Source organism: Streptosporangium sp. NPDC049046 (genome assembly GCF_040649155.1).
Taxonomy (GTDB): Bacteria; Actinomycetota; Actinomycetes; order Streptosporangiales; family Streptosporangiaceae; genus Streptosporangium.
This window is the reverse complement of the sequence record NZ_JBEZEZ010000032.1, coordinates 33234-56588: the sequence shown is the minus strand read 5'-3', so window position 1 is coordinate 56588 and position 23355 is coordinate 33234. Positions and strand designations below refer to the sequence as shown.

The following is a 23355-nucleotide window of genomic DNA, read 5'->3' as shown; positions in this document are numbered from 1 at the left end:
TATTTCCTGGGGGGGGGGGGGGGTGGGTTTTCCCGGGGGGGGGGGGGGGGGGGCCCCCCGGGGGGGGGGGGGGGGGGCCCCCCCCCCCCCCACCTCTCCGTATTTCAGTTGACGGTTACCCGTCCGGTGCGGCCGTTTCCGGACTTCACTCTCCCGGTCCTAAAGACCTTCGAAGTGAACCGCAGGACGGGAACACCTCAATCGACCTGTTTCCAGGAGACCGCTGAAAATCTCAGCAGACTCTCACGGCCGTGCAGATGGTCGGAGGAGCGGCGGCAGCCCAGACGATCGGGGCGGTGACGATCGGCGCCCTGACGATGTGGGTACTGACGACCGGGTAACCGACAGTCGTTCCGCTGGTTGTCGCCGTTCCAGGCGGCCCTTGCGGTCCGATCGGCCCCTGAGGTCCGACGGGACCCTGAGGTCCTTCGGGCCCGGCTGGTCCTGCCGGTCCTGCCGGTCCTGCCGGTCCCTCGGGTCCGGGTGCGCCGTCAGCGCCTGCGGGTCCTGCGGGTCCTGCCGGCCCTGGTGCGCCGTCGAGCCCGTCGGCACCAGCTGGCCCTTCTGGCCCTTCTGGCCCTTCTGGGCCTTCAGGGCCGGGTGCGCCGTCGAGTCCGTCGGCGCCTGCGGGTCCGGGTGGGCCTTCGGGTCCGGGTGCGCCATCGGCGCCTGCGGGTCCGGGCGGTCCCTCGGGTCCTGCGGGTCCGGGCGGTCCCTCGGGTCCGGGTGCGCCGTCAGCGCCTGCGGGTCCGGGTGGGCCTTCGGGTCCGGGTGCGCCATCGGCGCCTGCGGGTCCGGGCGGTCCCTCGGGTCCTGCCGGTCCGGGCGGTCCCTCGGGTCCCGGTGCGCCGTCAGCGCCTGCGGGTCCGGGTGGGCCTTCGGGTCCGGGTGCGCCGTCAGCGCCTGCGGGTCCGGGCGGTCCCTCGGGTCCTGCCGGTCCGGGCGGTCCCTCGGGTCCCGGTGCGCCATCGGCGCCTGCGGGTCCGGGTGGGCCTTCGGGTCCGGGTGCGCCATCGGCGCCTGCGGGTCCGGGTGGGCCTTCGGGTCCGGGTGCGCCATCGGCGCCTGCGGGTCCGGGCGGTCCCTCGGGTCCTGCCGGTCCGGGCGGTCCCTCGGGTCCCGGTGCGCCGTCAGCGCCTGCGGGTCCGGGTGGGCCTTCGGGTCCGGGTGCGCCGTCAGCGCCTGCGGGTCCGGGTGGGCCTTCGGGTCCGGGTGCGCCATCGGCGCCTGCGGGTCCGGGTGGGCCTTCGGGTCCGGGTGCGCCGTCAGCGCCTGCGGGTCCGGGTGGGCCTTCGGGTCCGGGTGCGCCGTCAGCGCCTGCGGGTCCTGCCGGTCCGGCGGGTCCCGGTGCGCCATCGGCGCCCGCTGGGCCAGCTGGACCTGTGTAGCCTCGAGGGCCCACCGGGCCCCTGGGACCTGCTGGGCCCGCTGGGCCCGCTGGGCCCGCTGGGCCCTGGATCCCTTCAGGGATTCGGCAGAGGAAGATCGGCAGACCCAGCCACCTGCACAGCGGGATGTAAATCGCATCGCTCGCGGTGGGCTGCAGGCCCTTGTGGATTATCGCTCCGGTGGTTATGACATCCCTGCTACGGATCACGGTGGGCAGGGATACGAAGTTCGTGCAAATGCTGGCAAGCACCACAGGGCAGGGGTCCCCCTGCGTGCTTCCGGCGGATTGGATTTCGTCGTGGCGAGCCTGCGCCGATATCTGAAGTTGCGAATCGGCCGAAACTGGGACAGGGGAGTGCAGAAGCAGGACGGCCCCGGCGAGCGCGCCGCCCGCAAGGGTCCGTTTCATGAAAGTAGACACGTGCGTTGTTTCTCCCTTCCTGTTGAGAGAAAACGCCGTGCGGACATTCTTGGGGCGCCCAGGAGATAGGCGGGAGAAGTGTGCTTCAAAGCTGGAATGGAAGCTTGATGGAGGGTGTGCGTTTCTTTGCGCTCCAGGCATTTGATTATATTTATAGAGCGTTAATGTCGCCGTTATTGCGATTGTTCGGATAAGTGGGCGATGATGGCATAAAGCGTAAATTAGGTTATGGGCTTGTTTCGTGCCAAGGTTCCGTGGCCGAACCCTGCTCCCGGGTCCGCCGCTCGGATCCATGCGGTTTCGTGTGGTCGGACGACGCTGGGGCACGGAAGGCCCGCCGGTAGGCCGAGGGGGAGGTGCGCATCGTCCGGGTGAAGTGATGGCGGAAGGTCGCCGTGCTGTCGAAGCCCACCGCGGACGCGATGTCCTCCACCGGCACGGAGGTGGACTCCAGCATCGTCAGGCTGGCCGCGACCCGTTGAGAGATGACCCAGCGCAACGGACTCGTCCCGGTCTGCCGTCCGAAGTGCCTGATGAACGTACGTGGGGACATGTGCGCGGCCTCCGCCAGGGTGGCGATCGTGATGGGTTCCGCGAGGTGTTCCAACGCCCAGGCCATCGCGGCGGTCACGGCGGCGCCGTCCTCCACGTGAGGGACCGCGGTCTGGATGAACTGTGCCTGCCCGCCCTCCCGGTGCGGGGGGATGACGAGTCTTCGCGCGACCTCGTTGGCCACGCCGGGCCCGTAGTCCTTGCGTACCAGATGGATGAGCAGGTCCAGTCCTGCCGCGCTGCCCGCGCTGGTCAGCACGTCCTCACCGTCCACGTAGAGCACATCCGGATCGACCTCGACCCGCGGGAACCTGTGCTGGAGCAGCTCGGCGTACTTCCAGTGGGTCGTCGCCCTCCTGCCGTTCAGTAGTCCGGCCGCGGCGAGGGCGAACGCGCCCGAGCAGATCGACACGACTCGCGCGCCCCTGTCATGGGCTCGCCGCAGTGCCGTGACCACCTCGGGGGAGACCTCGCCGTGGACATTCGCGACCCCAGGCACGATCACCGTGCTCGCGGCCTCAAGCGCGTCGAGCCCGTGCTCGGTCCGCATCGTGAACCCGCCCGTGACCCGCAGATCGGCGGGCGTCTCGGCGCAGACCGACAGCCTGTACCAGGGCACCTCCAACTCAGGGCGGGCGATGCCGAAGATCTCGACCACGCAGCCAAGCTCGAAAGGTGACATGCCGTCGAAGGCCAGCACGGACACGGCGGGAGGTGTGGCGTGGGGCGCCGGCGGAGGGATGAGCATGGCGAGATATTAACGATAAGCGGCGTTCGTGCCACTGTTGGAACCGATCTGCCGACCGACACCATTGTTCGTGCCAGGCATCACCCCGGCGCCATCTCCCGAGCCGGGAACCGCGACCGGTACCTTCCACCACCGCGGACCTCGCCGCCGTCACCGTTGTCTGAAAGGCCGCCCATGTCTGTCCCCGTTCCCTCCCCCTCCGCCGTCACCGCGGTACCGGCCGCGAGGAATGCCGAGGCGCTGGCGCACTTCGCCGCCAGGCTGGCGTTCGAGACCGACGTCTCCGACGTCGCCGCCGACCTGGCCGCCGGTGTCACGGACATCGTCGTGGTCGACTCCCGGAGCCGGGAGGGCTGGGAGCAGGGCCATGTCCTGGGAGCCGTTCACCTGCCCACCGCGTTGATCGCCGAACGCGCTCGCTCGGTCGTTCCCTCGGGGGTGACCGTGGTGACCTACTGCTGGGGGCCGGGATGCAACGGCGCCACCCGGGCCGCGCTGGAGTTAGCCGGACTCGGCTACCCGGTCAAGGAGATGCTCGGCGGCTTCGAGTACTGGGCCAGGGAGGGCTTCCCCGTCGAGACCGTCGCGGGCGTGTCCCGCCGCTCCGTCGACGCCCTGACCGCGCCGGTCTCCGGCATCGCCTGTGCCTGCTGACGTCACCTCGGCAGACGGCGGACGTACGCGGTGGGCGGCATGCCGATGACGCCGGTGAAGTCGCGGGTGAAGTGGGACTGGTCGCTGTAGCCGAGATCGGCGGCGAGCCGCGACCAGTCGGTCGCGGGTCCGGCTCTCTCGGCGGCCTCGTGGATGCGGTAACGGCGGATCACCCATTTGGGGGAGACCCCGACGTGGTCGCTGAACAGCCGCTGCAGGTGCCGGACACTCAGCCCGTGCAGGGCGGCCAGATCACCGACGCGGACGATGGCCGGGTCGGTGAGCACGCTCGCGACGAGGTCCGCCGCCCGCTCGGCGACGGGGTCGCGGACGGGGAGCCGCGTGAGCAGGAACCCTTCCAGCGCCCGTACCGCCTCCTCGTCGGAGGCGGCCAGTACTGCCGGGGTCACCGCGTCGGCGTCCGGCCCGAGGATCCGGGAGGCGGGGACGCGGAGATCGGTGATCGTGGACAGCGGGGCGCCGAGGAAGGGGCGGAAACCGGCGGGCCGGAAGCGGGTGCCGACCACGACCCCGGTGCCGGTCAGGACCTCCAGGTAGTCACCGGTGATGACCCCTGCCACGTGGGAACCGTGCTCGTGGAAGACCAGGTTCACCGATGGATGGGACACGATCCGCTGTTCGTACGGTTCGTCCAACTCCCAGCGGACGATCCAGTGATGCTCGACGAAGGGGACCAGGGCCGGGTGGCACGCGTGACGCCCGTAACGGAACCGGGCCGCCCCGAAGTGCAGGATGCCCCGGGTGTCGTCGGCGGGCGTACCCGTCACGACGGGATGGGGATGTGGATTTTCGGCAGACCCTGCGGTTCCTTGCCCGGATACTCGCCCCCCAGCATGGTGGCCACGGTGTAGAGGTGCCAGGCGTGGGTGGGTTTCTTCAGGACGGGGTCGGCGAACAGCTTGCGTACCTCGTCGGGCTTGACGATGGGAGACAGCAGGTCCAGGCGGCCGAGGACGTGGTCGCGCATCAGGCCGGTCAACTCGGCGCCGGGACTGGTCCGCCAGTTCCAGCCGCCCCCTCCGGTCTTCGGCGCCGTCAGCACCGGCGGCCTGCGCTGCCAGGGGTAGTAGCGCTTCCCCGCGGTGAACCGCCACGGCTTGCCCTCGACCGGGATGTTCCGCAGAGACGGGGCCAGGATGCCGAGCAGCTCGTAGATGACCTCCTCCGACAGCCGCCAGGTCTGGTCGAGACCCAGCGCGGCGCGGACCACCCGGTTGTCGAAGAACGGCCAGATCTGGTCGCCTCTGCGCAGCGAGCCCGCCCGCGCCCCCGCCTGCCAGCGGCCGACCTTGTAGGAGATGTACATGTGGTCGAGCGCCTCCAGCGGAGCCCGCTTTCGCCAGGGCTCGGCCAGCTCGCGGGCGTGCTCGTTGGCCTCCTCGGTGAACAGCGCGGGATCTCGCAGGAAGGTCACGTCCACCCGGCGGCGCAGCGCCTTCTCGCTCAGGTCGGTCTGGAGCAGCAGCAGGCTTCCGGCCCGTAGGCTCTCCCCGCTCTGCCCCGACATGGTGGGTTTGGCGCTGTAGGGGAGGTAACCGACGATCGACTCGTACGCCGACGTCATCCCCTCACAGGCGCGCAACGTCTCGTAGGTCCGCGCGAGGGGATGCTCGACGACGATCGCGTCCTTCTTCTCGACACGGGCCGGGGGGATGACGGTGTGCTCGATGCGCAGCGCGCGGGCGACCTTCCCGGCGATGACCACGTCGGGATGGGTGTCCAGGCCGTTGGTGGTCGCGCGCAGCGGGATGCCGGCCGCGTGCAGCACCGCGGCGATCAGGCGGCTGTCCCTGCCGCCGGTGAGGGCGAGGTTCACCGGCTCCCTGGTCGTGCGCAGCGGCTCCACCGTCGCCAGAAGCGCCTCGGCCAACTCCCGGACGAGGTGTTTCTTCTGCCTGCGTGACTCGGGCGCGGGCACGGCCGTGGGGAGCGGGGTCGTGACGATCGTACGCCGGCCGTTCCTGACGGTCACCGACGAGGACGGTGGCAGCGCGCTCACCCCTCGGTAGGGGGTCTCGTCCGACAGGAAGTATCCCTGCCTGACCATCGACTGCAGCGCGAGCACGTCCCACTCCACGCGCTCGCCGCCGCCCGCGAGGTGGACGAGCAGCGCCCGGCTGCCGATCACGTGCACGTCGGGGGTCTCGGCGTAGTAGACCGGGCAGATCCTGTGGACCGCGGTGGCGGCGGACAGTTCGTCCTCGGTCGCCCGGAACGCCGAGAAGCACCCGCCGATCCCCTCGGTGTCCAGCACCGGCATGGCCGCCAGCCGGTTCACGTCACCCGGTGCGGTCAGGTAGCCGTTCACCCCGGTCACCCGGTCGTGGCCGGTCTCCAGCAGGGGAGGACGCCGCGAGTCGTCGGGCTCGTTGGTCCAGGAGAACACCGCGATCCCGGGACGGTGCCACTCCCGGGATCCGATGACCTCGGGCGGTACGGCGAACGCGCTCTCGATCGCGCCTCTCACGGTGTGCAGCATCGTCTCGGGTATTCCGGCTCCTGGGTGTTTGGCCGCGAGGCCGAGATATACGCGCATGCTGCAGGATCCTATGACGCGTTTTTTCAAGACAGCTGTGAGTTCGGCTCGACAGCATGGCAGGCATGAACGAGATGCTGTCACGTGCCGTCACCGGCACCGCGGCTGTCGCCCGCGGCGTCCGCGACGACCAGCTGGGCCTGCCCACCCCCTGCGACGGCTTCGACGTGCGGGAGCTGCTCGGCCACCTGGCCTGGACAGCCGCGATGTTCGAGGCACTGGCCCGCCGCGAGCAGCCGCCGTCGCAGGACGCCGACCACGCCCCTTTCGCGGACCGGGCCGCCGCGCTGCTCGCCGCCTGGTCGGAACCCGGGGTGACCGAGGGCACCAGTCCCACGATGGGGATGCCCATGGCCATGGTGCTCCAGATGGTGCTGGGCGACACGGTGATCCATGGCTGGGACCTGGCCAGGGCCACCAGTCAGGAGTACACGGTGGACGCCGCGACCGGCGAGGCCGTGGCCGCCTTCGTCGAGGGGATGGCGCCGCAGGGACGGCGCCTGGGAGTCTTCGGGGAGGAGGTGCCCGTGGCGAGCGACGCCTCACCGTTCGAGCGGGCGCTCGGGCTCAGCGGACGGGACCCGGCCTGGAAACCCTGATCACGCGCCGAACACGGTTAGCGCTCGCTTGGGTCAAGCTCCCGGCGGACCGCGCAGAGGAGTCGTCGTAGGGGATGACACGCATCCCCAGGAGGCGACATGAAGTCACGTCCGCTCACCATCGTCCTCGCCGTGCTCGCGCTGCTCGCCCTGATGCTCGCCGCCGCCTGCGGCGGATCCGGCAGCGAGCCGGTGCCGGAATCCGGAAGGGCGGTCCCGTCCATGCCCTCGGACGCCGCCCCCGAGGCCGGAGATCAGAGCTCTGAGGGAACCGAGTCCGAGGCCCGGGCCACTCCCGAAAGCGAGGCCACCCGAAGGCGCGACACCTCCGCCGAACAGATCTCGACCTTCGCCCTCGACGTGGACACCGCGTCGTACGGCTACAGCAAACGGATCCTCGCCGAGGGCAGGTTGCCGGAGGCGGGCCAGGTGAGGCCGGAGGAGTTCGTCAACTCCTTCGCCCAGGACTACGCGGAACCCGAGGACGACGGTTTCACCGTGCACATGGACGGCGCCCGCACCCCGGGAAACGGCACCGCGCTGCTCCGCGTCGGCCTGCAGACCCGGAAGGCGAGCGCGCAGGCCCGGCGGCCGGCGAACCTCACCTTCGTGGTGGACGTGTCCGGCTCGATGGGCGAGCCGGGCAGGCTCGACCTGGTGAGGGATGCCCTGCACAAGCTCGTCGACCAGCTCGGACCCGGCGACCAGATCTCCCTCGTGGCCTTCAGCGACGAGGCGGATGTCGTCCTCTCCATGACCCCCGCGACCGACAAGGAGAGGCTCCACGCCGCCGTCGAACGCCTCGCCATCCAGCAGTCCACGAACCTGGAGGCGGGGCTGACCAGCGGATACGCCGAGGCTGCGGCGAGTTTCAGGGCGGTGGCCGTCAACCGCGTCATCCTGCTCTCCGACGGCCTGACCAACGTCGGCGACACCACCTGGCGCGGCATCCTCGACCGGGTCGAGGATGCCGCGGCCAAGAAGATCACCCTGCTGTGCGTCGGCGTCGGCCGCGACTACGGCGACGAGCTGATGGAGCGGCTCGCCGACAACGGCGACGGCGCCGCGGTCTACGTCGGTTCCGTCGACGACGCGCGCAAGGTCTTCGTCGAGCAGCTCGCCACCAACATCGACCTGCGCGCCCGCGACGCCAAGGCGCAGGTCGTGTTCAACCCCTCGGTCGTGGAGTCCTACCGCCTCATCGGCTATGAGAACCGGCGGCTCGCGACCGAGGACTTCCGTGACGACACCAAGGACGGCGGAGAGATCGGCCCCGGCCACTCGGTGACGGCCCTGTACGAGCTCCGGCTGCGCGGCGGGTCGTCGGGACAGCTGGCCACCGCCACCGTGCGCTGGCAGGATCCCGACACCCGCGACCCGGCGGAAGCCTCTCGCTCCCTCGCGGCGGGCGATCTGGCGAACTCGCCGTGGGAGGGGCCCACGCCGAGGTTCCAGGTCGACGTGGTGGCAGCGGGCTTCGCCGAGTATCTCCGCACCGGGGAGGGGATCGCCGGAGCCACGCCCGGTGATCTCGCCGCCCACGCCACCCGCCTGGCCGCCTCCACCGAGGACCGCGCGGTGACCGAGCTCGCCGAACTGATAGAGAAGGCCGCGTCGCTCCGATAGGCGTGCGTGGGCACTCCATGATCGAGTGGGCCGGCTCCTCGCGAGTCGGCCTCGTGGGCGGCCCGCGCCGGTTACGCCGGTTACAGGGTGAGGGGTGATCTCCTATACACTGGCGTGGTCGCCGGGTCAGGCCCGGAGGCGTCGACGAGGGGCTATGGCGCAGCTGGTAGCGCGCCTCCATGGCATGGAGGAGGTCTGGGGTTCGAATCCCCATAGCTCCACCCCTGATCGTTTCTGAGTCAGCTCAGTGACGGCCGACGAGATCCCGTCCGATCATTTGATCGGACGGGATCTCGTCGTTTCCGGGGTCTCGCGATCGCCGGCCGGGCTTCGGATGAGCCGTGGAGCGGGAAATCATCGCGACGGCACCTGAGTGATTAAGGGACGGCGACGCTTCGTGGGTATTCCGTACGGCGTCGCCACCGGCTCGTTCCTGAAAATTTGTCCACGCTCTGAACTAATTCACGTGACCCCGTGGCGGTTATGAAAGTTTCTTCGGGATTTCGTGCGCGGGCGAGGTCTGAGAGCGAACCGCAGGGGCCTCGACGACCGTCTTGAACGGTCGGCAATGGAATGACCTTCCCCTTCCGAGCAGCCAGAAGACGTCGAGGGCGGGCGTCGTGCGCCTTTGGTTGAGATGTGGTGTTTCCGGGCCAGGGGGATTGGTCGGATCCGGCCCGGAATGGATTCCTTGACTTAACGGGTTAAGTGAACTTGGCTCACCGAAACCATGTGAATGACCTGGGGGTTCAGGGCGTTCGGCTCCGGTGCTGCGCCCAGGAGGGAGGCAAGAACATGATCTTGCGACAACGAGGACCGGCGATCCTCAGGAGCGCGGCGGGAATCCTCTGCCTGGCGGCGGGCCTGCTCGCGGCGCCGGCCTCCGCCGCGTCGGTCTCCGCGGCGCCCGGCTGCCAGGTCGCCTACTCGGTGGCCTCCCAGTGGGGCGACGGGTTCGGCGCGAGCGTCACGATCACCAATCTGGGAGATCCGCTCAACGGCTGGCAGTTGAAATGGTCGTTCGCGGCCGGACAGAGTGTGACGCAGGGCTGGAACGCGACCTTCTCCCAGAGCGGCAGCACGGTGACCGCCGCGAACGTCGCCTACAACGGCGCTCTGGCGACCGGTGCCGCCACCACGATCGGCTTCAACGGCAGTTGGAGCGGATCCAACCCGGTGCCCACCTCCTTCACTCTCAACGGGGTCGCGTGCACCGGTTCGGTCACCAACCCGCCGTCGCCGAACCCCACCCCCACCCCCACCCCCACTCCGACGCCTTCGCCGCCCAACACCACCGGTCTGGTCGGCTGGGCGACCCAGGGGGGAGGCACGACCGGTGGCGGCAGCGCGGCCGCCACCACGGTGACGAGCGCGTCGGCCCTGACGAGCGCCGCCTCGGGGACGGGCGCGGCCGTGATCCGGGTGTCGGGCACGATCTCCTGCTCGGGCATGCTGAGGATCGGCTCCAACAAGACGATCATCGGTAACTCCGGAGCGACGATCGTCGGCTGTGGCCTGAACGTCTCCAACGCGTCCAACGTGATCATCCGGAACCTGACCTTCAGGAACTGGGACGACGACGCGATCAACGTCCAGTACTCGACCCGGGTCTGGATCGACCACAACACGCTGTCCAACGGTTACGACGGCGCCATCGACATCAAGCGCGCCAGCGACTACGTCACCGTGTCGTGGAACCGCCTGTACAGCCACGACAAGGCCATGCTGCTCGGGCACAGCGACGACAACGGCTCCGAGGACAGGGGTCACCTGCGCGTGACCTACCACCACAACTGGCTCGACGGCACCAACCAGCGCAACCCCCGGGTGCGCTTCGGCAACCCGGTGCACGTCTACAACAACTACTACTCCAACGTCAGGGGATACGGGGTCGCCTCCACTCAGGGCGCCGGTGTGCTGGTCGAGGGCAACTACTTCGAGAACGTCCCCGACCCCTACCACCTGGGCGAGGCCGCGTCGGGCCCCGGCACCCTGGTGGCCCGCAACAACCATCTGACCGGTTCCGGCAGCGGGCAGCAGGGTGGTTCGGTGGCCTCCATCCCGTATTCCTACGGCCTTGATGGAGCGTCCGCCGTCAAGTCCATCGTCACCTCCGGTGCGGGAGCAGGAAAGATCAACCTCTGAACGGCCGTGAAGCCGATTTCCCGGGACGTTATGCCCGCCCCGGACCGTGTCCTCGCTCCGCAGGGCGGAGCCGGAGGGGGCACGGCCCGGGACGGAAAAGAGAAAAAGTCGAATACCGCTCACCGTCTTGACGCTCCCAATAGCGCTCCTTAGCATTCTTTCACCGATATCGGGAGCGAACCGATCGACGACGACCCTCAATATGGCACTCGACCAGAAATTTGGTCGAGTGCCATATTGGTGTGTGTCTCGACGGCAACGTGGCGGGTGCGAAGGAGAGGGCTTGAACAAGCCGTTCGGCCGCGGCGGAAACCGTCGACGCGGCGGGTCGACTCGCCGGGACGACCACCTCCGGCAGGAACACACGCCGGGGAATACACGCGGGATTTCATGCGGTTTTTTGTGCGGTCCCCCGGCGAGGAGGACCGCGATGACCGGTAGTGGCCGGAGATGAATGACCTGAAAGTCCGCTTCTCCGGCTCCCGATCGGGCCGATGGCCCATAACGATCGGTCAGCGGAATGTGCTGGGCTGGATCAGCCCGGACCTGCCGGGGCCGGCCGACATCCTGTCAACGGTGGTGCGTGTGCCCCGGGGAAGCACCATGGACGCGGTCGGTGCGGCGCTGGGCGCGCTGATCGAGCGCCAGGAGGCACTGCGGACCCTGCTGCGGGACGGTGAGCAGTTCGTGCACGCGTCGGGGACGCTCATCGCCAAGGTGGTCGAGGCCACGGGCACTCACCAGGACTGGTTCCTGCCGGGCGGGGCTTTCGATCCCGCCGTCGACCTCCCGGTGAGGGCGAATGTGGTGACCCGATCGGGATCTCCGTTCCTGGTCGTCCTGCACGTGTCGCACGTGGCGGCGGACCTGTCGGCGATGACGATTCTGCGCGCCGAACTCGCCGCTCTGCTGGCGGATCGGCGGCTTCCTCCCGCCGCCTACCATCCCGCCGACCGTGCCACCTACGAGCTCACCCCGGCCGGGCGGCGCCAGTTGGAGGGGGCGACCGGATACTGGGCTCGCCAACTGGCGGAAAGGCCGTTGTGCTCGCTCGGTCTGCCCTTTCGCTTTCCCGACGCTCGCGGCCATCATCACGTGCTGCTGGGCTCCCAGGTCGCCGCGGAGGCGGTGGTCCAGGTCGCGGCGAAGACGGGCGCGCAGCCGTCGGCGGTGGTGATGGCCGCGTTCGCGGCGCTTCTGACAGGCTGGACCCAAGACCCGGAATGTCAGCTGCACTGCCTGTGCAACAACCGTTTCTCCCCGGAGTTGCGTGACTACGTCGGCACGCTCGCCCAGGACACGATCATTCCTTTCAGTGCCTCGTCCTCGTTCCTGAGGTCGGTCCGGCGGACGAACGCCGCCGCCCTGACGGCTTACCGGTATGGCCGATACGACCCGGTCCGACTGGACGAGACGATGGGCGCGGCGGAACGGGCCCGCGGTATGCGCTGTCACCGCGACGTGGTCGTCAACAACACGAGCGGCCACGTGCATACGATCCTGCCGAGGGCCGGGGTGGAACCCGGCATGGGCGATCGCGTGTTCGGCGCCCCCGCAGAGTTCGACATCTACCGGCTGGACGGCAAGCTCGGCTGCGGGCTCGCTCTCGATGCCCGCCTGGCCACCGCCGACGAGACCGCAGGCATCCTCGGCGGAGTCGAGCGGCTCATCGTCGCCGCCGCAGACGGCGACGTCGATCCGGCGGAGTTCGGGATCCCCCCTGCGCAACGGGGGCCGGGCTGGGTGCGTGCCCGCTCGTGCTGGGTCGATCTCTCCGGTGTCCAGGCCGTGGTGGATCTCGCCCTCGGCCCCGGTGCCGCGCGGATCGAGGCCGTCGGCGACGGGCTGATCGCGCGGGTCGGGCGGGACACCGACCCCTCCGCCGCCGCCAGGGCGGTGGTCGAGGTGGTCCTGCGCGAGGGGCGCCACGGTGTCGTCGCCCCCGGCGACTACGTGCGGGCCGTCGGCTGAGGAAGACCGGCCATGAGCGTGTTCCCCGATGTTCTTCCCGGGGAGCACACCGCATGACCGGTCCTCCTCACCTGCCGGACCTGAGGGGTCAGTTGCCGGTGATCACGAAGGTCGTCCCCGGCTGTCGCACGATGTCGCCGGTGGCCGAGTTGGTTATGGTCACGTTCGTCAGCGTCGCGTTACCGCGAGCGCCGCTCATGGCGAGGATGCCGGCCCCGTTGTTGGACCTGTCGATCCTCACATTGGTGATCGCGACGTTCGGCATGTTGCCGCCGCCCGTCTTGAACTGGATACCGTCGTAGGTCGAGTCGCGGATCTCGGTGTCGCGGATGGTGACACCGGGGATGTCACCGGCCTGCGGGAACAACGTGATCGCTCCGAACTCCTGGTCCTCGTTCCAGAAGGCGCCACCCGTGCGGTAGAGCCCGTTGTTGGCGATCAACGTGGTCCCCGAGAAGGGCAGGGGGCTGTGGTCGGTCGCCAGCATGATGCCCGGGTAGTTCATGGTGTCGTAGATCAGGTTGTTCTCGATCGAGTTGTTGTAGCCGCCGTAGACCGCGATGCCGTTCGCCCGCCAGGGCAGCTGGATGGTGTTGTTGACGAAGTGGTTGTCGTGCGTGTTGTCGACGACCCGGTCCTTCACCGCCTGGTTGGCCCAGATCGCGAGGGCGTCGTCGCCGGTGTTGCGGAACGAGGAGTTGAACACCCGCGAGTTCCGTGTGCCGTTGGTGAAGTTGATGCCGTCGGCGTAGGTGTTGCGGATGCGCATGCCGCTGAACAGCAGGTTGTCGCCCGGCCCCCACAGGGCGGGGATGTTGTCGTAGTCGCGGCCGACCCAGGCGCCCACGTTGGCGTGCTCGATCCACACGTTTGTGATCTTGGTGTTCTCGCCGAACCGGCCGTTCAGGCCCACCCCGCCCTCGTCGTTGCCGTCTCCGCCGCGAATGCGGCCGGATCCGAAGATGGCGATGTCGGAGATCTGGGTGTTGCTGTCGATGTCGAAGCCGAAGTTGCCCTCGTGCGGATGGTTGATGCCGCCCACCACGTCCTGCGGTTCGGTCAGGGTGTACAGCTGGGAGTGCCACATGCCCGCGCCGCGGATCGTGACGTTCTTGATGCCCACCTGGTTCCACTGTCCTCGGTTCAGCGGGTCGTCGGTGAGGATCTTCTGCTCCTGCCGCCACTGTCCCGCCGGGATCCACACGCAGCCGATGACGCCGTTCTGGTCGTCGGTCACCGCCCGCTGGATGGCGGCCGTGTCGTCGAGCCCGTCGTTGGGCACCGCGCCGTAGTCGGTGATCGAGGTGCATTCGGCCGGTCGGCTCGTCGGAGGTGCCACCTGCTCCAGGTCGATCAGGTCGATGACGTAGAACGCGGCCGTGTCGGTCGCGTCACGCTGCAACCGGAATTTGGTGCCGGCCGGGTAGGTCTGCGAGAGCAGCGCGTGCGACTCGTCGAACAACCGCCGGGCGTCGGCCTGGGGGGTGTTCGACAGTGACTCGGGGCCGTCGGTGTTCCCGTACAGCCAGCTGTGGCGTGAGGAGAGGGTGAGCTTCCTGGAGAAGGTGCCGTTGACGTAGAGGCTGATGGTCGCCTCGATGCCGCCGCCGCCCGGCGCGTCGGGGATGGAGTTGCGGACCACGATCGAGTTGGAGGGGTTGGTCGAGGTGAACTCGACGAACTGACCCGTGCTGTTCAGCCGTACCGACTTGCGGCCCGAGGACTCGGTGGCGAAGTTGGTGTGCCCGAAGGTGCGCAGCGGGTCGGTCTCCAGCAGGGTGCCCTGGTAGTCGGCGGATTCGGCCTCGTACTCGACCCATGGGACGGCCGCACCGCGCCCGACCACGATCGACAGCGAGAACGTGTTGTTGTTCTCGTTGGTCTCGGCGACGGCGTTGGTCGCGTCGGCGGTCGCGGTGACGGTGGCGCCGCCGCCGGTGGCGGTCCAGCTTCCGTTCACGGCCACGTTGACCGTCGCGCCCGCGGCGATCGACGCGGTGTTGGTGTTGAGCGTGGTGCCTCCCACCGTCACCCGGGTGACCGTGGTCGCGCCCGTCGCGGTGGTTCCCCGGTTCTTCACCGCCACGGTGAACGTGACCGGCGCTCCGACGGCCGGGTTCGGCGGGTTGGAGGTGACGCCGAGCACCTGCAGGTCGGGCCCGGGAGCCTGCGAGACCACCAGCGGCGACGACGCGGTGAGGGTGTTGTTGTCCTCGTTCTGCTCGAAGACCGAGTTGTCCGGATCCACCCTGGCGTTGACCGTGTAACTCCCCTCGCCGCGGGTGCCGATGTTGTGGGTCACCGTGGCGGTGCCGTTGACGGGGAGGGCGGGGACGGCGACGGTCGCGACCGGAGTGCCGTCGAGGTTGAGGTTCACGCTGTCGGCGGGGGAGGGCGCGGTGCCCACGTTCCTGACCGTGGCCGACAGGGTGATCGCGCTGGTCTCGTTCGGGGACGCCGGGGTCCACGAGAGGTTCGTGACCGTGAGGTCGGGGTTCGGCGCGGGGACGCCGAAGATCTGGAACTCGGCGACCTGCCCGCCGGGCGCGCCGCTGTTGGCGGTGAACCTCAGCTGGACGTCGGCGACGGTGGCGTTGAGGGGGATCGTCACCGAGTTGCCGGAGGCCGGGTTGAAGGTGTGGTTCTGCGCGGAGACCAGGCTGGTGTAGCCCGTGGCGTTCTGCTCGCGGCCCAGGATCTGGATGTTCTGCGTGCGGGTCCCCCACGCGGAGTCGGGGTTGAGCTTCAGCACCACCGAGCTGACGTTCGCGTTGGAGCCCAGCTTGGCGGTGAGCGTGTTCGGGAACGCGCCGGAGTTGGCCTCCCAGTAGGTGGAGAGGTTGTCGTCGTTCGCGTTCGCGGCGACGAACGAGTGCACGTGGCCGGACTCGGCCATCTCCTTGCCGATCGCCAGGTTGGATCCCGGGGTGCCGGTGCCCTCGCGGGTCACGGAGTTGCTGTTGGCCGACTGGTTGCCCGCCGCGTCCTTGGCCCGCACGAAGTACGTCACGGTCGCCGACGCCGGCTGGTTGTCGGTGTAGGTCAGTACGTTGCCGACACTGCCCCGCAGTTGGTTGTCGGCGTAGACGTCGTATCCGGTGACGCCCACGTTGTCGGTGGAGGCGTTCCAGGTCAGCCTGATCTGGCCGGTGGCGGGCTGGGTGAAGGCGAGGTTGCCGGGAGCCGTCGGGCTCTGGGTGTCGCCGCCGACGGCGGTGCCGTAGATCTCGAATTCGGAGATCTGCGCTGCGGGCCAGCCGGTGTTCGCGGTGATGGCGACGCGCCAGTACCGGTGGGTCGCGGCACCGAAGTCGATCGTGACCGTGTTGCCGGTCGCCGGGTTGAACGTGTGGTTCGCCGAGGCCACGACCGTGCTGAAGGTGTTGCCGTCGGCGCCGCCCTGGATCGAGAGCGTCTGGGTACGGGTCTGCCAGGCGGCCGCGGGGGGCACCTTCAGCACGATCCGGTCGACGCTCGTGGCGGTGCCGAGGTCGATTCGCGCCCACTGCGGGAAGCTGTTGTTGGGACTCTCCCAGTAGGTGTCCGGGTTTCCGTCGTTGACGGCGGACACCGGGTAGCCGCCCGTGGAGCCGCTCGCCAGGGTCGCCTTGCCCGGCGACAGATTGGGTCCGGCCGCGGCGGAGGCCGGGACGACCGACCCCACGACGAGGAGTAAGCCGGTGACGACCATGGTCGCCACCCGTCGTAACGGTCTGTACAGCATTCTCATTCGCCTTCTTCTTCTCTCGTCGGGCACGGCGGGGCCGAGGCGTGAAGGTGGGACCTTCACCGCACACGTAATGGGGGGCAGGTGCACGACGCGGTGCATCCCTGGAGAGTTGCGATGAGTAGCAAGAAAACGAACAGAGCTTTGCAATATTCTTGCGCGGTGTTGGCCAAAGGTTACATACGTGCTACGGGCGCGTCAACGGCGGGGAAGCGGCTTTCTCGATTGGCTCGACGCGAGCTGTGACATGCCACCAAAACCGGCAAACCGGTGGTGAACGCCGGTCGCGCGCCTGGGCGAAGCCGGCGCGCGAGGGGGCGTTCTCAGCCCAGCTCGTAGTCGAGGTGGAAGGAGTGGGCGCCGCCGTCGTTGACGATCTGGCCGCCGCCCCGGATGCCCAGCAGCTCGCCGGTGCCGGAGTCGGGAAGGATTGTCCAGCTCAGCCCCGCCTCCCCGGCCGTGTGGTGGAGCACGAAGGTGCCCTCACGGCCGTGCGCGGTGCCGGTGAAGCGTTCGAAGCCCGCGTAGGCCGCCGATGTCTCGATTCGGGGGATCGCGGTGATGATGTCGGCGGTGCTGGTGCCGACCAGGTCGCCGTCGAAGGTCTTGGTGAGGTGGACGCGGGTGAGCGTCGCCCCCTCGGCCTCGTCGTAGGTCTGCGGCTCCCAGCTGTCGATGGTGAAGGTTCCTGTGGCGCGAGGCATGTGTGCTCCCATGTGGGGTTCCGGATCTCGCGCCAATCCTGGCGACCGTACCTGACGCCTGATGTCAGGTACGGCTCCGCGTGGCATCCGCTATGAGAGCTGCCATTTGTCCATGTTCCAGGTGATGGTCGACTGCGCGGGGTTGGGGACGACGTTCTGGAGCGTCTCGTCCCAGGCGCTGAGTCCCGGATGCTGGAAGAGCGGGATGGTGGCCAGGTCGCTCCAGAGCCTCTTCTCGATCTCACCGATGATCGGGTTCTGGGCCTCCAGGTCCACCGTCGAGTTCAGCTTCGCGATGAGGCGGTCCACCTGCTCGCTGGAGTAGCAGCCGTTGTTGCTCCCCTTGTTCTGGGCGTCGCACTTTCCCGGCGAGGTGAAGTTGGAGGCCCAGCCGCTGACCAGGGTGGAGCCCGACCAGGCGAACAGGGCCACGTCGTAGCCGTTGTTCGGCAGCACGTTGTCGAGGAAGTCCTCGGAACCCTTGTCGACGACCTTGAAACCGGCCTTGTCGCAGGCCTCGATGATGAGCTGGACCGCCGCGGTACGGCGCGGGTTCGGAGTCTGGTACCCGATGCTCACCTCAAGGCCCGTCTTGCCGGCCTTGCGTAGCAGCGCCCTGGCGCCCGCGATGTCCTGTCGCTCGTACAGGCCCGCGCTGCCGCTGGCCGCGACCACCGCCGCGCTGTTGGCCTGGAAGGGGGCCACGGTGCGGACCTCGAGGGGCTTGGCGGCGGGCGCGACGGGGCCGATCAGGGTGTTGACGATGAGCTGCCTGGGCACGCACCTGGCGAACGCCTCACGCAGCCTCCTGTCCCTGAACGGGCTGGAGTCGAAGTTGAAGTCCAGATGCTCGTAGGTGTACTTCTCGAAGACGCCGACCTTCACGCCCCGCAGCGACTGCAGTTGCCTGAGCACGTCGGGCCCCGGCTGGGGCTCGACGATCTGGACCTCGCGGTTCTGCAGCGCCTGGGCCTGCTCGTCGAGGGTGATGAAGCGCTCGACGATCGTCGGGGTCGCGGCGGGGGTGCCCCACCACCTGTCGTTGGCGACGAGGGTGAGCCGCTGCCCGGCGTCCAGTCTGGAGAGCTTGTACGGTCCCGAGGACGGGATCAGCTCGGCGTCGGGCAGCCTGCCCTCGGAGACCCAGCCGTCGTTGAAGAACCTGATGCCCTTCTCCAGCTTCTGCGAGTCGGCCCCTCTGACCGCCGCGATGAACTCCTCCTCCGACAGGCCGTCCTGCTTGGCGACCACGTGGGCGGGCATCATCTCGGTCGCGCCGGGTCCTCCGGCCACCCAGTCCGCGAACGGCTTGTCGTAGACCAGGGTGAACTCCCTGCCGCCCTTCTCGCAGTCGGGGATCCGAGTGTCCCGAAGGCCGGTGGTGTCGGCGGAGGCGAAGCCCTTGACCTTGCCGGACCGGAAGGCCCACCACAGCATGACGTCGTCGCAGTCGATCGGGGTGCCGTCCGACCAGACCGCCTTGTCGTTGATGGTGTACTTGACGCTCAGCGGGTCGTCGGAGATCTTCTCGTACGTCCCGAAGTCCTTGTCGGGGGTGATCGCGCCCTTCTCGCCGTAGAACCAGAAGCCCGTCAGCACCCGCTGCAGCGGGGCGGCGTTGCGCGTGGCGTTCTCCCCGGTGGTGTTGTTGTTGTAGGAGTGGAACTCCTGCTCGTAGGCGTAGGTGATGGTCTCTCTCGGTGGACCCGACTCCGAGGCCGTGGGATCGTCCGCCGTGCCGTCGTCAGCGCAGGCGCCCAGCAGAAGTGAGCCGGCCGCGAGCAGCGCGAGAAACCCTCCCGGCCTTCGTGCGTGGAACACGGCACCACCCCTTCGATCGCCCGGTCCCCGGCAAGGCCCCCGTGCCGGTCGAGCATCGTCACCTCTCGCGACCGGGCGAGACCCGGACGGGCATCGTGCCCGCTCCGCGACCATGCCGGGTGCGAAACCCTCAGGTCAGGAGAATAGGAAAAACGTAACCTTTGAGCGAATTCACCCAAAATGTGAGATGGAGATCTTGTGGGTTCGCGTCACGGGTGTATCCGTGAACGGGAAGGCTCTATGGCCTGATTCTTGCGATTATTGGCACCCGGGCCACTCGCTGGGCGAGGTGCCGCCCCACGATTATGGGGCCCATGACAACGACACTTCGGGCGCCCAACCGCGGACTCCACCGCGCCTGGATCGTGGCGGGAGTCGCGTTCGTGGCCATCCTCGGCGCGGCGGGGTTCCGGGCTACGCCCGGGGTGCTGATCACACCGCTGCAGGAGGAGTTCGGCTGGTCCCGGGGCACGATCTCGCTGGCCGTCTCGGTCAACCTCATGCTCTACGGGCTGACCGCGCCCTTCGCCGCCGCACTCATGGACCGCTTCGGCATGCGCAGGGTGGTGACGTACGCCCTGCTGCTGGTCGCCGCGGGCAGCGGGTTCACCATCCTGATGAACGCCCCCTGGCAGCTCATCCTCTGCTGGGGCATCCTGGTCGGGCTCGGCACCGGCTCGATGGCCCTGGTCTTCGCCGCCACCCTCACCGAACGCTGGTTCGTTCGCCACCGCGGCCTCGTCACCGGCGTGCTGACAGCGGGCGGGGCCACCGGGCAACTCGTCTTCCTGCCCGTCCTCGCCCATCTGGCGGCGGACAGGGGGTGGCGGTCGGCGGCCGTCACGGTCGCCGTCGCCGCCCTCGCCGTGGTCCCCCTGGTCTGGTTCCTGCTGCGCGACCGGCCGGAGGAGGTGGGCACCACCGCCCTGGGCGCCGATCCCGCCGCACCCCCCGCCGTTCGGCCGGCACGGGTGGGAGGCGCCGCCTCACGCGCACTCGGCGTGCTGTGGAGCGCGGCGCGCACGCGGCCCTTCTGGCTGCTCGCCGGAGGCTTCGCGATCTGCGGAATGAGCACCAACGGCCTGGTGGGCACCCACTTCATCCCCGCCGCCCACGACCACGGCATGGCCGAACCGGTGGCAGCGGGACTGCTCGCCCTGGTCGGGATCTTCGACGTGGTCGGGACCGTCGCGTCCGGCTGGCTGAGCGACAGGGTCGACTCGCGCATCCTCCTCGGCGCCTACTACGGGCTGCGCGGCCTGTCGCTGATGGCCCTGCCCAGCCTGTTCGGAGCCACCGCCGAGCCGAGCATGCTCGTCTTCATCATCTTCTACGGCCTCGACTGGGTGGCCACGGTCCCACCCACGGTCGCCCTGTGCCGCCAGATCTACGGTCCGGAGGGGTCCGTGGTGTTCGGCTGGGTCTTCGCCTCCCACCAGGTCGGTGCCGCGGTCGCGGCGGTCGCCGCGGGGGTCACCCGTGACCACTTCGGCGCCTACGACCTCGCCTGGTACGCCGCGGGCCTCCTCTGCCTCGCCGCCGCCGTCATGTCGATCGCCATCACCAGGAAGTCGTCCCTCGGCGGGGAGTCCACCGCGGGGAAGCAGGCATCCTTGAAGGCGTGAGAGAACGAGGCGGGCGAACCGCGGGAGACGGAACCGGATCGGACGCGCGGCGGCCGGGGAAGATCGCATGACCCGCGCCGGGGACGACGCGACAGGGGCGACGGGCGGGACGACCGGCGGTAACGGCGGAGACGCTGATCGGGACAGGAGGGTCCTCCCGCTGGTGGTGCGCATCGAACGCTCCGCGCCGCCCGAGCGGACCGACGCCCTGGAGGCGGCGGCACTGGCCGTGCTGGCGCTGCTCGACGACCCGCGCGCCCTCGACGGCGGCGAGTGGGCCGAGGCGGTACGCGTCTGGGACGGCAGCCGGTTCAGGAAGGTCGTCCGGCGGGCGCGCGGGGCGGAGTGGCGCAGGGTGCTCGACCTGCCCGGTGTCACCGTCACCTCGGGCACCGCCGAGGTCCGCGTCCACCCGCCGGTCCCACTGGACGGCTGGCCCAAGGACCTCTCCAGGCTCCAGGTCTCCGGTACCGAACTCACCGACTCCTCCGAGCCTGGACCACCGGGAGACGTGGTGCTCTGGCTCAACCCGGGGCTGACGATGTCGGCGGGCAAGGCCATGGCCCAGGCGGGACACGCCGCCCAGCTCGCCTGGCAGGCGAGTGGGGACGACACCAGGAGGGCCTGGCGGGAAAAGGGGCTGGCGGTCTCCGTGCGCACCGCCGACCCCGCCGCGTGGGCCGGGCTCGTCGCCTCGGGCCTGCCGGTGGTGAGAGACGCCGGATTCACCGAGATCGAGCCCGGCTCCCGTACGGTCGTCGCGGACGCCCCTTGGCTGCGCGAGGGCGGCCGGTGACCCCTTCGGGGAGTTCGATTCCCGGACGGCGGGTCGCCCGCGGCCGGTGAGGGGCCCGGGGCCGGCGCGCACGATCGGCAGGTCGGTGTGCGGCTCCCGCCTCGCGGGAGGAGACATCGGAGGTGAGCCCGGCCCCGCATTCCACGAACATTCCGTATTCGTCGCGGAGCGTTTCCCCCGGGGACGAGAAAGGTACTCGTTCCCGAAGTGTGATGGGGATCCCGCACGGGAAAACCGGATTTGTCGTACGCTCCCGATCGTGCTCGATGGGTTGGGTGGGACTCAGGGGACCCGGGAGACGGGTCCCGCGCCGACATACGTGACCGCCGAGGCGGCCACGTCGGAGATGCCGAAAATCGTGGCGGAGAGTCCCCCGAAGCTACCGGATTCCCCGGTGAAACGGTCCCGCATCGGCGACCTGCCGATGCGCGTGATCTACCGAATCCTGGCCGTGGGCGTCGCGGTGATCGTGGCCGCGGTCGCGACGGTGGTCGGCTTCGTCTCCTCGGGCTCCTCAGATCAACCGGGCGAGGGAAAGACGGGGCAGATCGCCGCGCCATCTGCCGCGCCACCCTCGCCCGGTTCAGTCTCGGCGGAGCCGTCCACCTCGGTGTCGGAGCAGGCGTCCACGCAGGCCTCCGCCGCGTCGGCGTCCCCCTCGGACACCACCTCCGCGTCGTCGTCCCCCTCGGGAAGCCCGAGTCCTTCCGAGACGGCCGCCCCCGCCTCGGTGTCCGACGGCTTCGAGCCGGCGCCCGACCGCAGCGCCGTCATCGCGGCCCTCACCGACCCCCGAGTGCCCGACCTTCCGCGCGACAAGCGGCTCGCCCGCCTCTCGGGCAAGGCGGCCAAGGGCAAGCGCCGCGTCCAGGACGAAAAATCGGGCGTGTCGCTGGTCCGCCTGGGCAAGCCCTGGAAGGTCTTCGGCGCGTCGCCGTTCGCCACCAAGCAGGTGCTGCCGAAGGCGAAGGGGGCCGGTCACCGGGCGATGGTCGTGAGCTGCCCGGTGCCGATCCTGGTGCAACGGGAGTCCAAGGACACCGCGCTGCTGGCCGCCCGGTGGACGCTCAACCACCACCCCAAGGGCGGCAAGATCACCTGGACCGCCTCGCAACCGATCAAGAACGGCTGGCTGCTCGCCTACCGGGTGAAGTACAAGCTGAAGGGCAAGACGCGCTTCTCCATGGCCGCCGTCGCCGTGACCGAGATCTCCGGTGCCAAGCCCGCGATGCTTTTTGCCACCATTCCCGACACCCAGCGCAAGTACTGGCGCGCCATCAACACCGCGGTCTCCTCCCTTCGAGTGAAATAGCGCCGCCCGAGTCCGTGGCGAGAGGACGGGGAGAGCCGCGCTAGGCTCGGTCGCCGTGACCCAGATCGTCCTCGCCTCCGCCTCTCCCGCCCGCCTCGCCCTGCTCCGCAGCGCCGGACTCGATCCCAAAGTGATCGTCAGCGGCGTGGACGAGGACGCCATCACCGCCGACAGCCCGAGCGAGCTCTGCCTCACGCTGGCCCGCGCGAAGGCGGCCGTGGTCGCCCGCGGTCTGAGCGGCGGGCTGGTCATCGGCTGCGACTCGATCCTCGAACTCGACGGCCGTGCCTACGGCAAGCCGTCCTCGCCCGAGGAGGCCGTGGCCCGCTGGCGCGACATGCGCGGCCGTGAGGGACGACTGCTCACCGGCCACTGCGTCATCAACGTCGCGGACGGGCGCGAGGCGGCGGAGGTGGGCGCGACGGTGGTGCGCTTCGGCACCGCCGGAGACGACGAGATCGCCGCCTATGTCGCCACCGGCGAGCCTCTCCACGTCGCGGGCGCCTTCACCCTGGACGGCCGCGGCGGCTGGTTCGTCGACGGCATCGACGGCGACCACGGCAACGTCCTGGGCATCTCCCTGCCCCTGCTCCGCCGCCTCCTGGGCACCCTCGGGGTCTCCGTTCCCGGCCTCTGGCAGCGTCCCTGACGCCGCGGCTTCTTTTCCCGGCATCTCTGCCGTTCGCGGTATTGTCGGCTGTCCTCCCA

Annotated in this window: 16 protein-coding genes and 1 tRNA gene; 10 read left to right on the top strand and 7 right to left on the bottom strand. The window is 69.4% G+C overall.

What is annotated here, in order from left to right; translation table 11 throughout:
• Positions 1-243: 243 nt before the first annotated feature.
• Complete coding sequence (locus AB0B96_RS33620) at positions 244-1356, bottom strand: hypothetical protein (RefSeq protein ID WP_362905302.1); 1113 nt, start codon at positions 1354-1356, stop codon at positions 244-246.
• A 680-nt stretch (positions 1357-2036) separates the two neighbouring features.
• Positions 2037-3110: a helix-turn-helix domain-containing protein gene (locus tag AB0B96_RS33615; RefSeq protein ID WP_362905300.1), complete on the bottom strand. Its 1074-nt coding sequence runs from the start codon at positions 3108-3110 to the stop codon at positions 2037-2039.
• A gap of 174 nt (positions 3111-3284) precedes the next feature.
• Here AB0B96_RS33615 and AB0B96_RS33610 point away from each other — a divergent pair, with 174 nt between their 5' ends.
• Positions 3285-3764: a rhodanese-like domain-containing protein gene (locus tag AB0B96_RS33610; RefSeq protein WP_362905298.1), complete on the top strand. Its 480-nt coding sequence runs from the start codon at positions 3285-3287 to the stop codon at positions 3762-3764.
• 2 nt (positions 3765-3766) lie between these two features.
• Here AB0B96_RS33610 and AB0B96_RS33605 read toward each other — a convergent pair whose 3' ends face one another.
• Both AB0B96_RS33605 and AB0B96_RS33600 read right to left on the bottom strand, forming a co-directional pair.
• Positions 3767-4552: an AraC family transcriptional regulator gene (locus AB0B96_RS33605; protein ID WP_362905296.1), complete on the bottom strand. Its 786-nt coding sequence runs from the start codon at positions 4550-4552 to the stop codon at positions 3767-3769.
• Complete coding sequence (locus AB0B96_RS33600) at positions 4549-6321, bottom strand: asparagine synthase-related protein (protein ID WP_362905294.1); 1773 nt, start codon at positions 6319-6321, stop codon at positions 4549-4551. Before AB0B96_RS33600 ends, AB0B96_RS33605 begins: the two co-directional genes overlap by 4 nt.
• Positions 6322-6386: 65 nt before the next feature.
• Here AB0B96_RS33600 and AB0B96_RS33595 point away from each other — a divergent pair, with 65 nt between their 5' ends.
• From AB0B96_RS33595 to AB0B96_RS33575, 5 genes are all read left to right on the top strand, one after another.
• Positions 6387-6920 carry a TIGR03086 family metal-binding protein gene (locus tag AB0B96_RS33595; RefSeq protein ID WP_362905292.1) on the top strand — a complete coding sequence of 178 codons (534 nt, stop codon included), beginning with the start codon at positions 6387-6389 and terminating at the stop codon, positions 6918-6920.
• Positions 6921-7019: 99 nt separating this feature from the next.
• Positions 7020-8546 (top strand): von Willebrand factor type A domain-containing protein, encoded by a 1527-nt coding sequence (locus AB0B96_RS33590; RefSeq protein WP_362905290.1) that lies wholly within the window; start codon positions 7020-7022, stop codon positions 8544-8546.
• A 148-nt stretch (positions 8547-8694) separates the two neighbouring features.
• Positions 8695-8767 (top strand) — tRNA-Ala (locus AB0B96_RS33585).
• Positions 8768-9341: 574 nt separating this feature from the next.
• On the top strand, positions 9342-10691 hold the full coding sequence (locus AB0B96_RS33580; protein ID WP_362905288.1) for a cellulose binding domain-containing protein: 1350 nt from the start codon (positions 9342-9344) through the stop codon (positions 10689-10691).
• Positions 10692-11141: 450 nt separating this feature from the next.
• Positions 11142-12662: a condensation domain-containing protein gene (locus AB0B96_RS33575; protein ID WP_362905286.1), complete on the top strand. Its 1521-nt coding sequence runs from the start codon at positions 11142-11144 to the stop codon at positions 12660-12662.
• An 88-nt stretch (positions 12663-12750) separates the two neighbouring features.
• Here AB0B96_RS33575 and AB0B96_RS33570 read toward each other — a convergent pair whose 3' ends face one another.
• The 3 genes from AB0B96_RS33570 to AB0B96_RS33560 all read right to left on the bottom strand — a co-directional run bounded on the left by AB0B96_RS33570 (position 12751) and on the right by AB0B96_RS33560 (position 18914).
• The gene (locus AB0B96_RS33570; protein ID WP_362905284.1) at positions 12751-16392 is read right to left on the bottom strand and encodes a CARDB domain-containing protein; all 3642 of its coding nucleotides are present in this window, start codon (positions 16390-16392) and stop codon (positions 12751-12753) included.
• 320 nt (positions 16393-16712) lie between these two features.
• Positions 16713-17093, bottom strand: a complete 381-nt coding sequence (locus AB0B96_RS33565; protein ID WP_362905282.1) for a DUF3224 domain-containing protein — start codon at positions 17091-17093, stop codon at positions 16713-16715.
• Positions 17094-17183: 90 nt separating this feature from the next.
• On the bottom strand, positions 17184-18914 hold the full coding sequence (locus tag AB0B96_RS33560) for an ABC transporter family substrate-binding protein (RefSeq protein WP_350945874.1): 1731 nt from the start codon (positions 18912-18914) through the stop codon (positions 17184-17186).
• A gap of 314 nt (positions 18915-19228) precedes the next feature.
• On the opposite strand from AB0B96_RS33560, the gene AB0B96_RS33555 reads away from it, so the two are divergent.
• The 4 genes from AB0B96_RS33555 to AB0B96_RS33540 all read left to right on the top strand — a co-directional run bounded on the left by AB0B96_RS33555 (position 19229) and on the right by AB0B96_RS33540 (position 23296).
• Positions 19229-20539 carry an MFS transporter gene (locus AB0B96_RS33555; RefSeq protein ID WP_362905280.1) on the top strand — a complete coding sequence of 437 codons (1311 nt, stop codon included), beginning with the start codon at positions 19229-19231 and terminating at the stop codon, positions 20537-20539.
• Positions 20540-20606: 67 nt separating this feature from the next.
• The gene (locus AB0B96_RS33550) at positions 20607-21335 is read left to right on the top strand and encodes a peptidyl-tRNA hydrolase (RefSeq protein WP_362905278.1); all 729 of its coding nucleotides are present in this window, start codon (positions 20607-20609) and stop codon (positions 21333-21335) included.
• Positions 21336-21729: 394 nt separating this feature from the next.
• Complete coding sequence (locus AB0B96_RS33545) at positions 21730-22647, top strand: hypothetical protein (protein WP_362905276.1); 918 nt, start codon at positions 21730-21732, stop codon at positions 22645-22647.
• Positions 22648-22702: 55 nt separating this feature from the next.
• Positions 22703-23296: a nucleoside triphosphate pyrophosphatase gene (locus AB0B96_RS33540; protein WP_350945878.1), complete on the top strand. Its 594-nt coding sequence runs from the start codon at positions 22703-22705 to the stop codon at positions 23294-23296.
• Positions 23297-23355 lie beyond the last annotated feature (59 nt).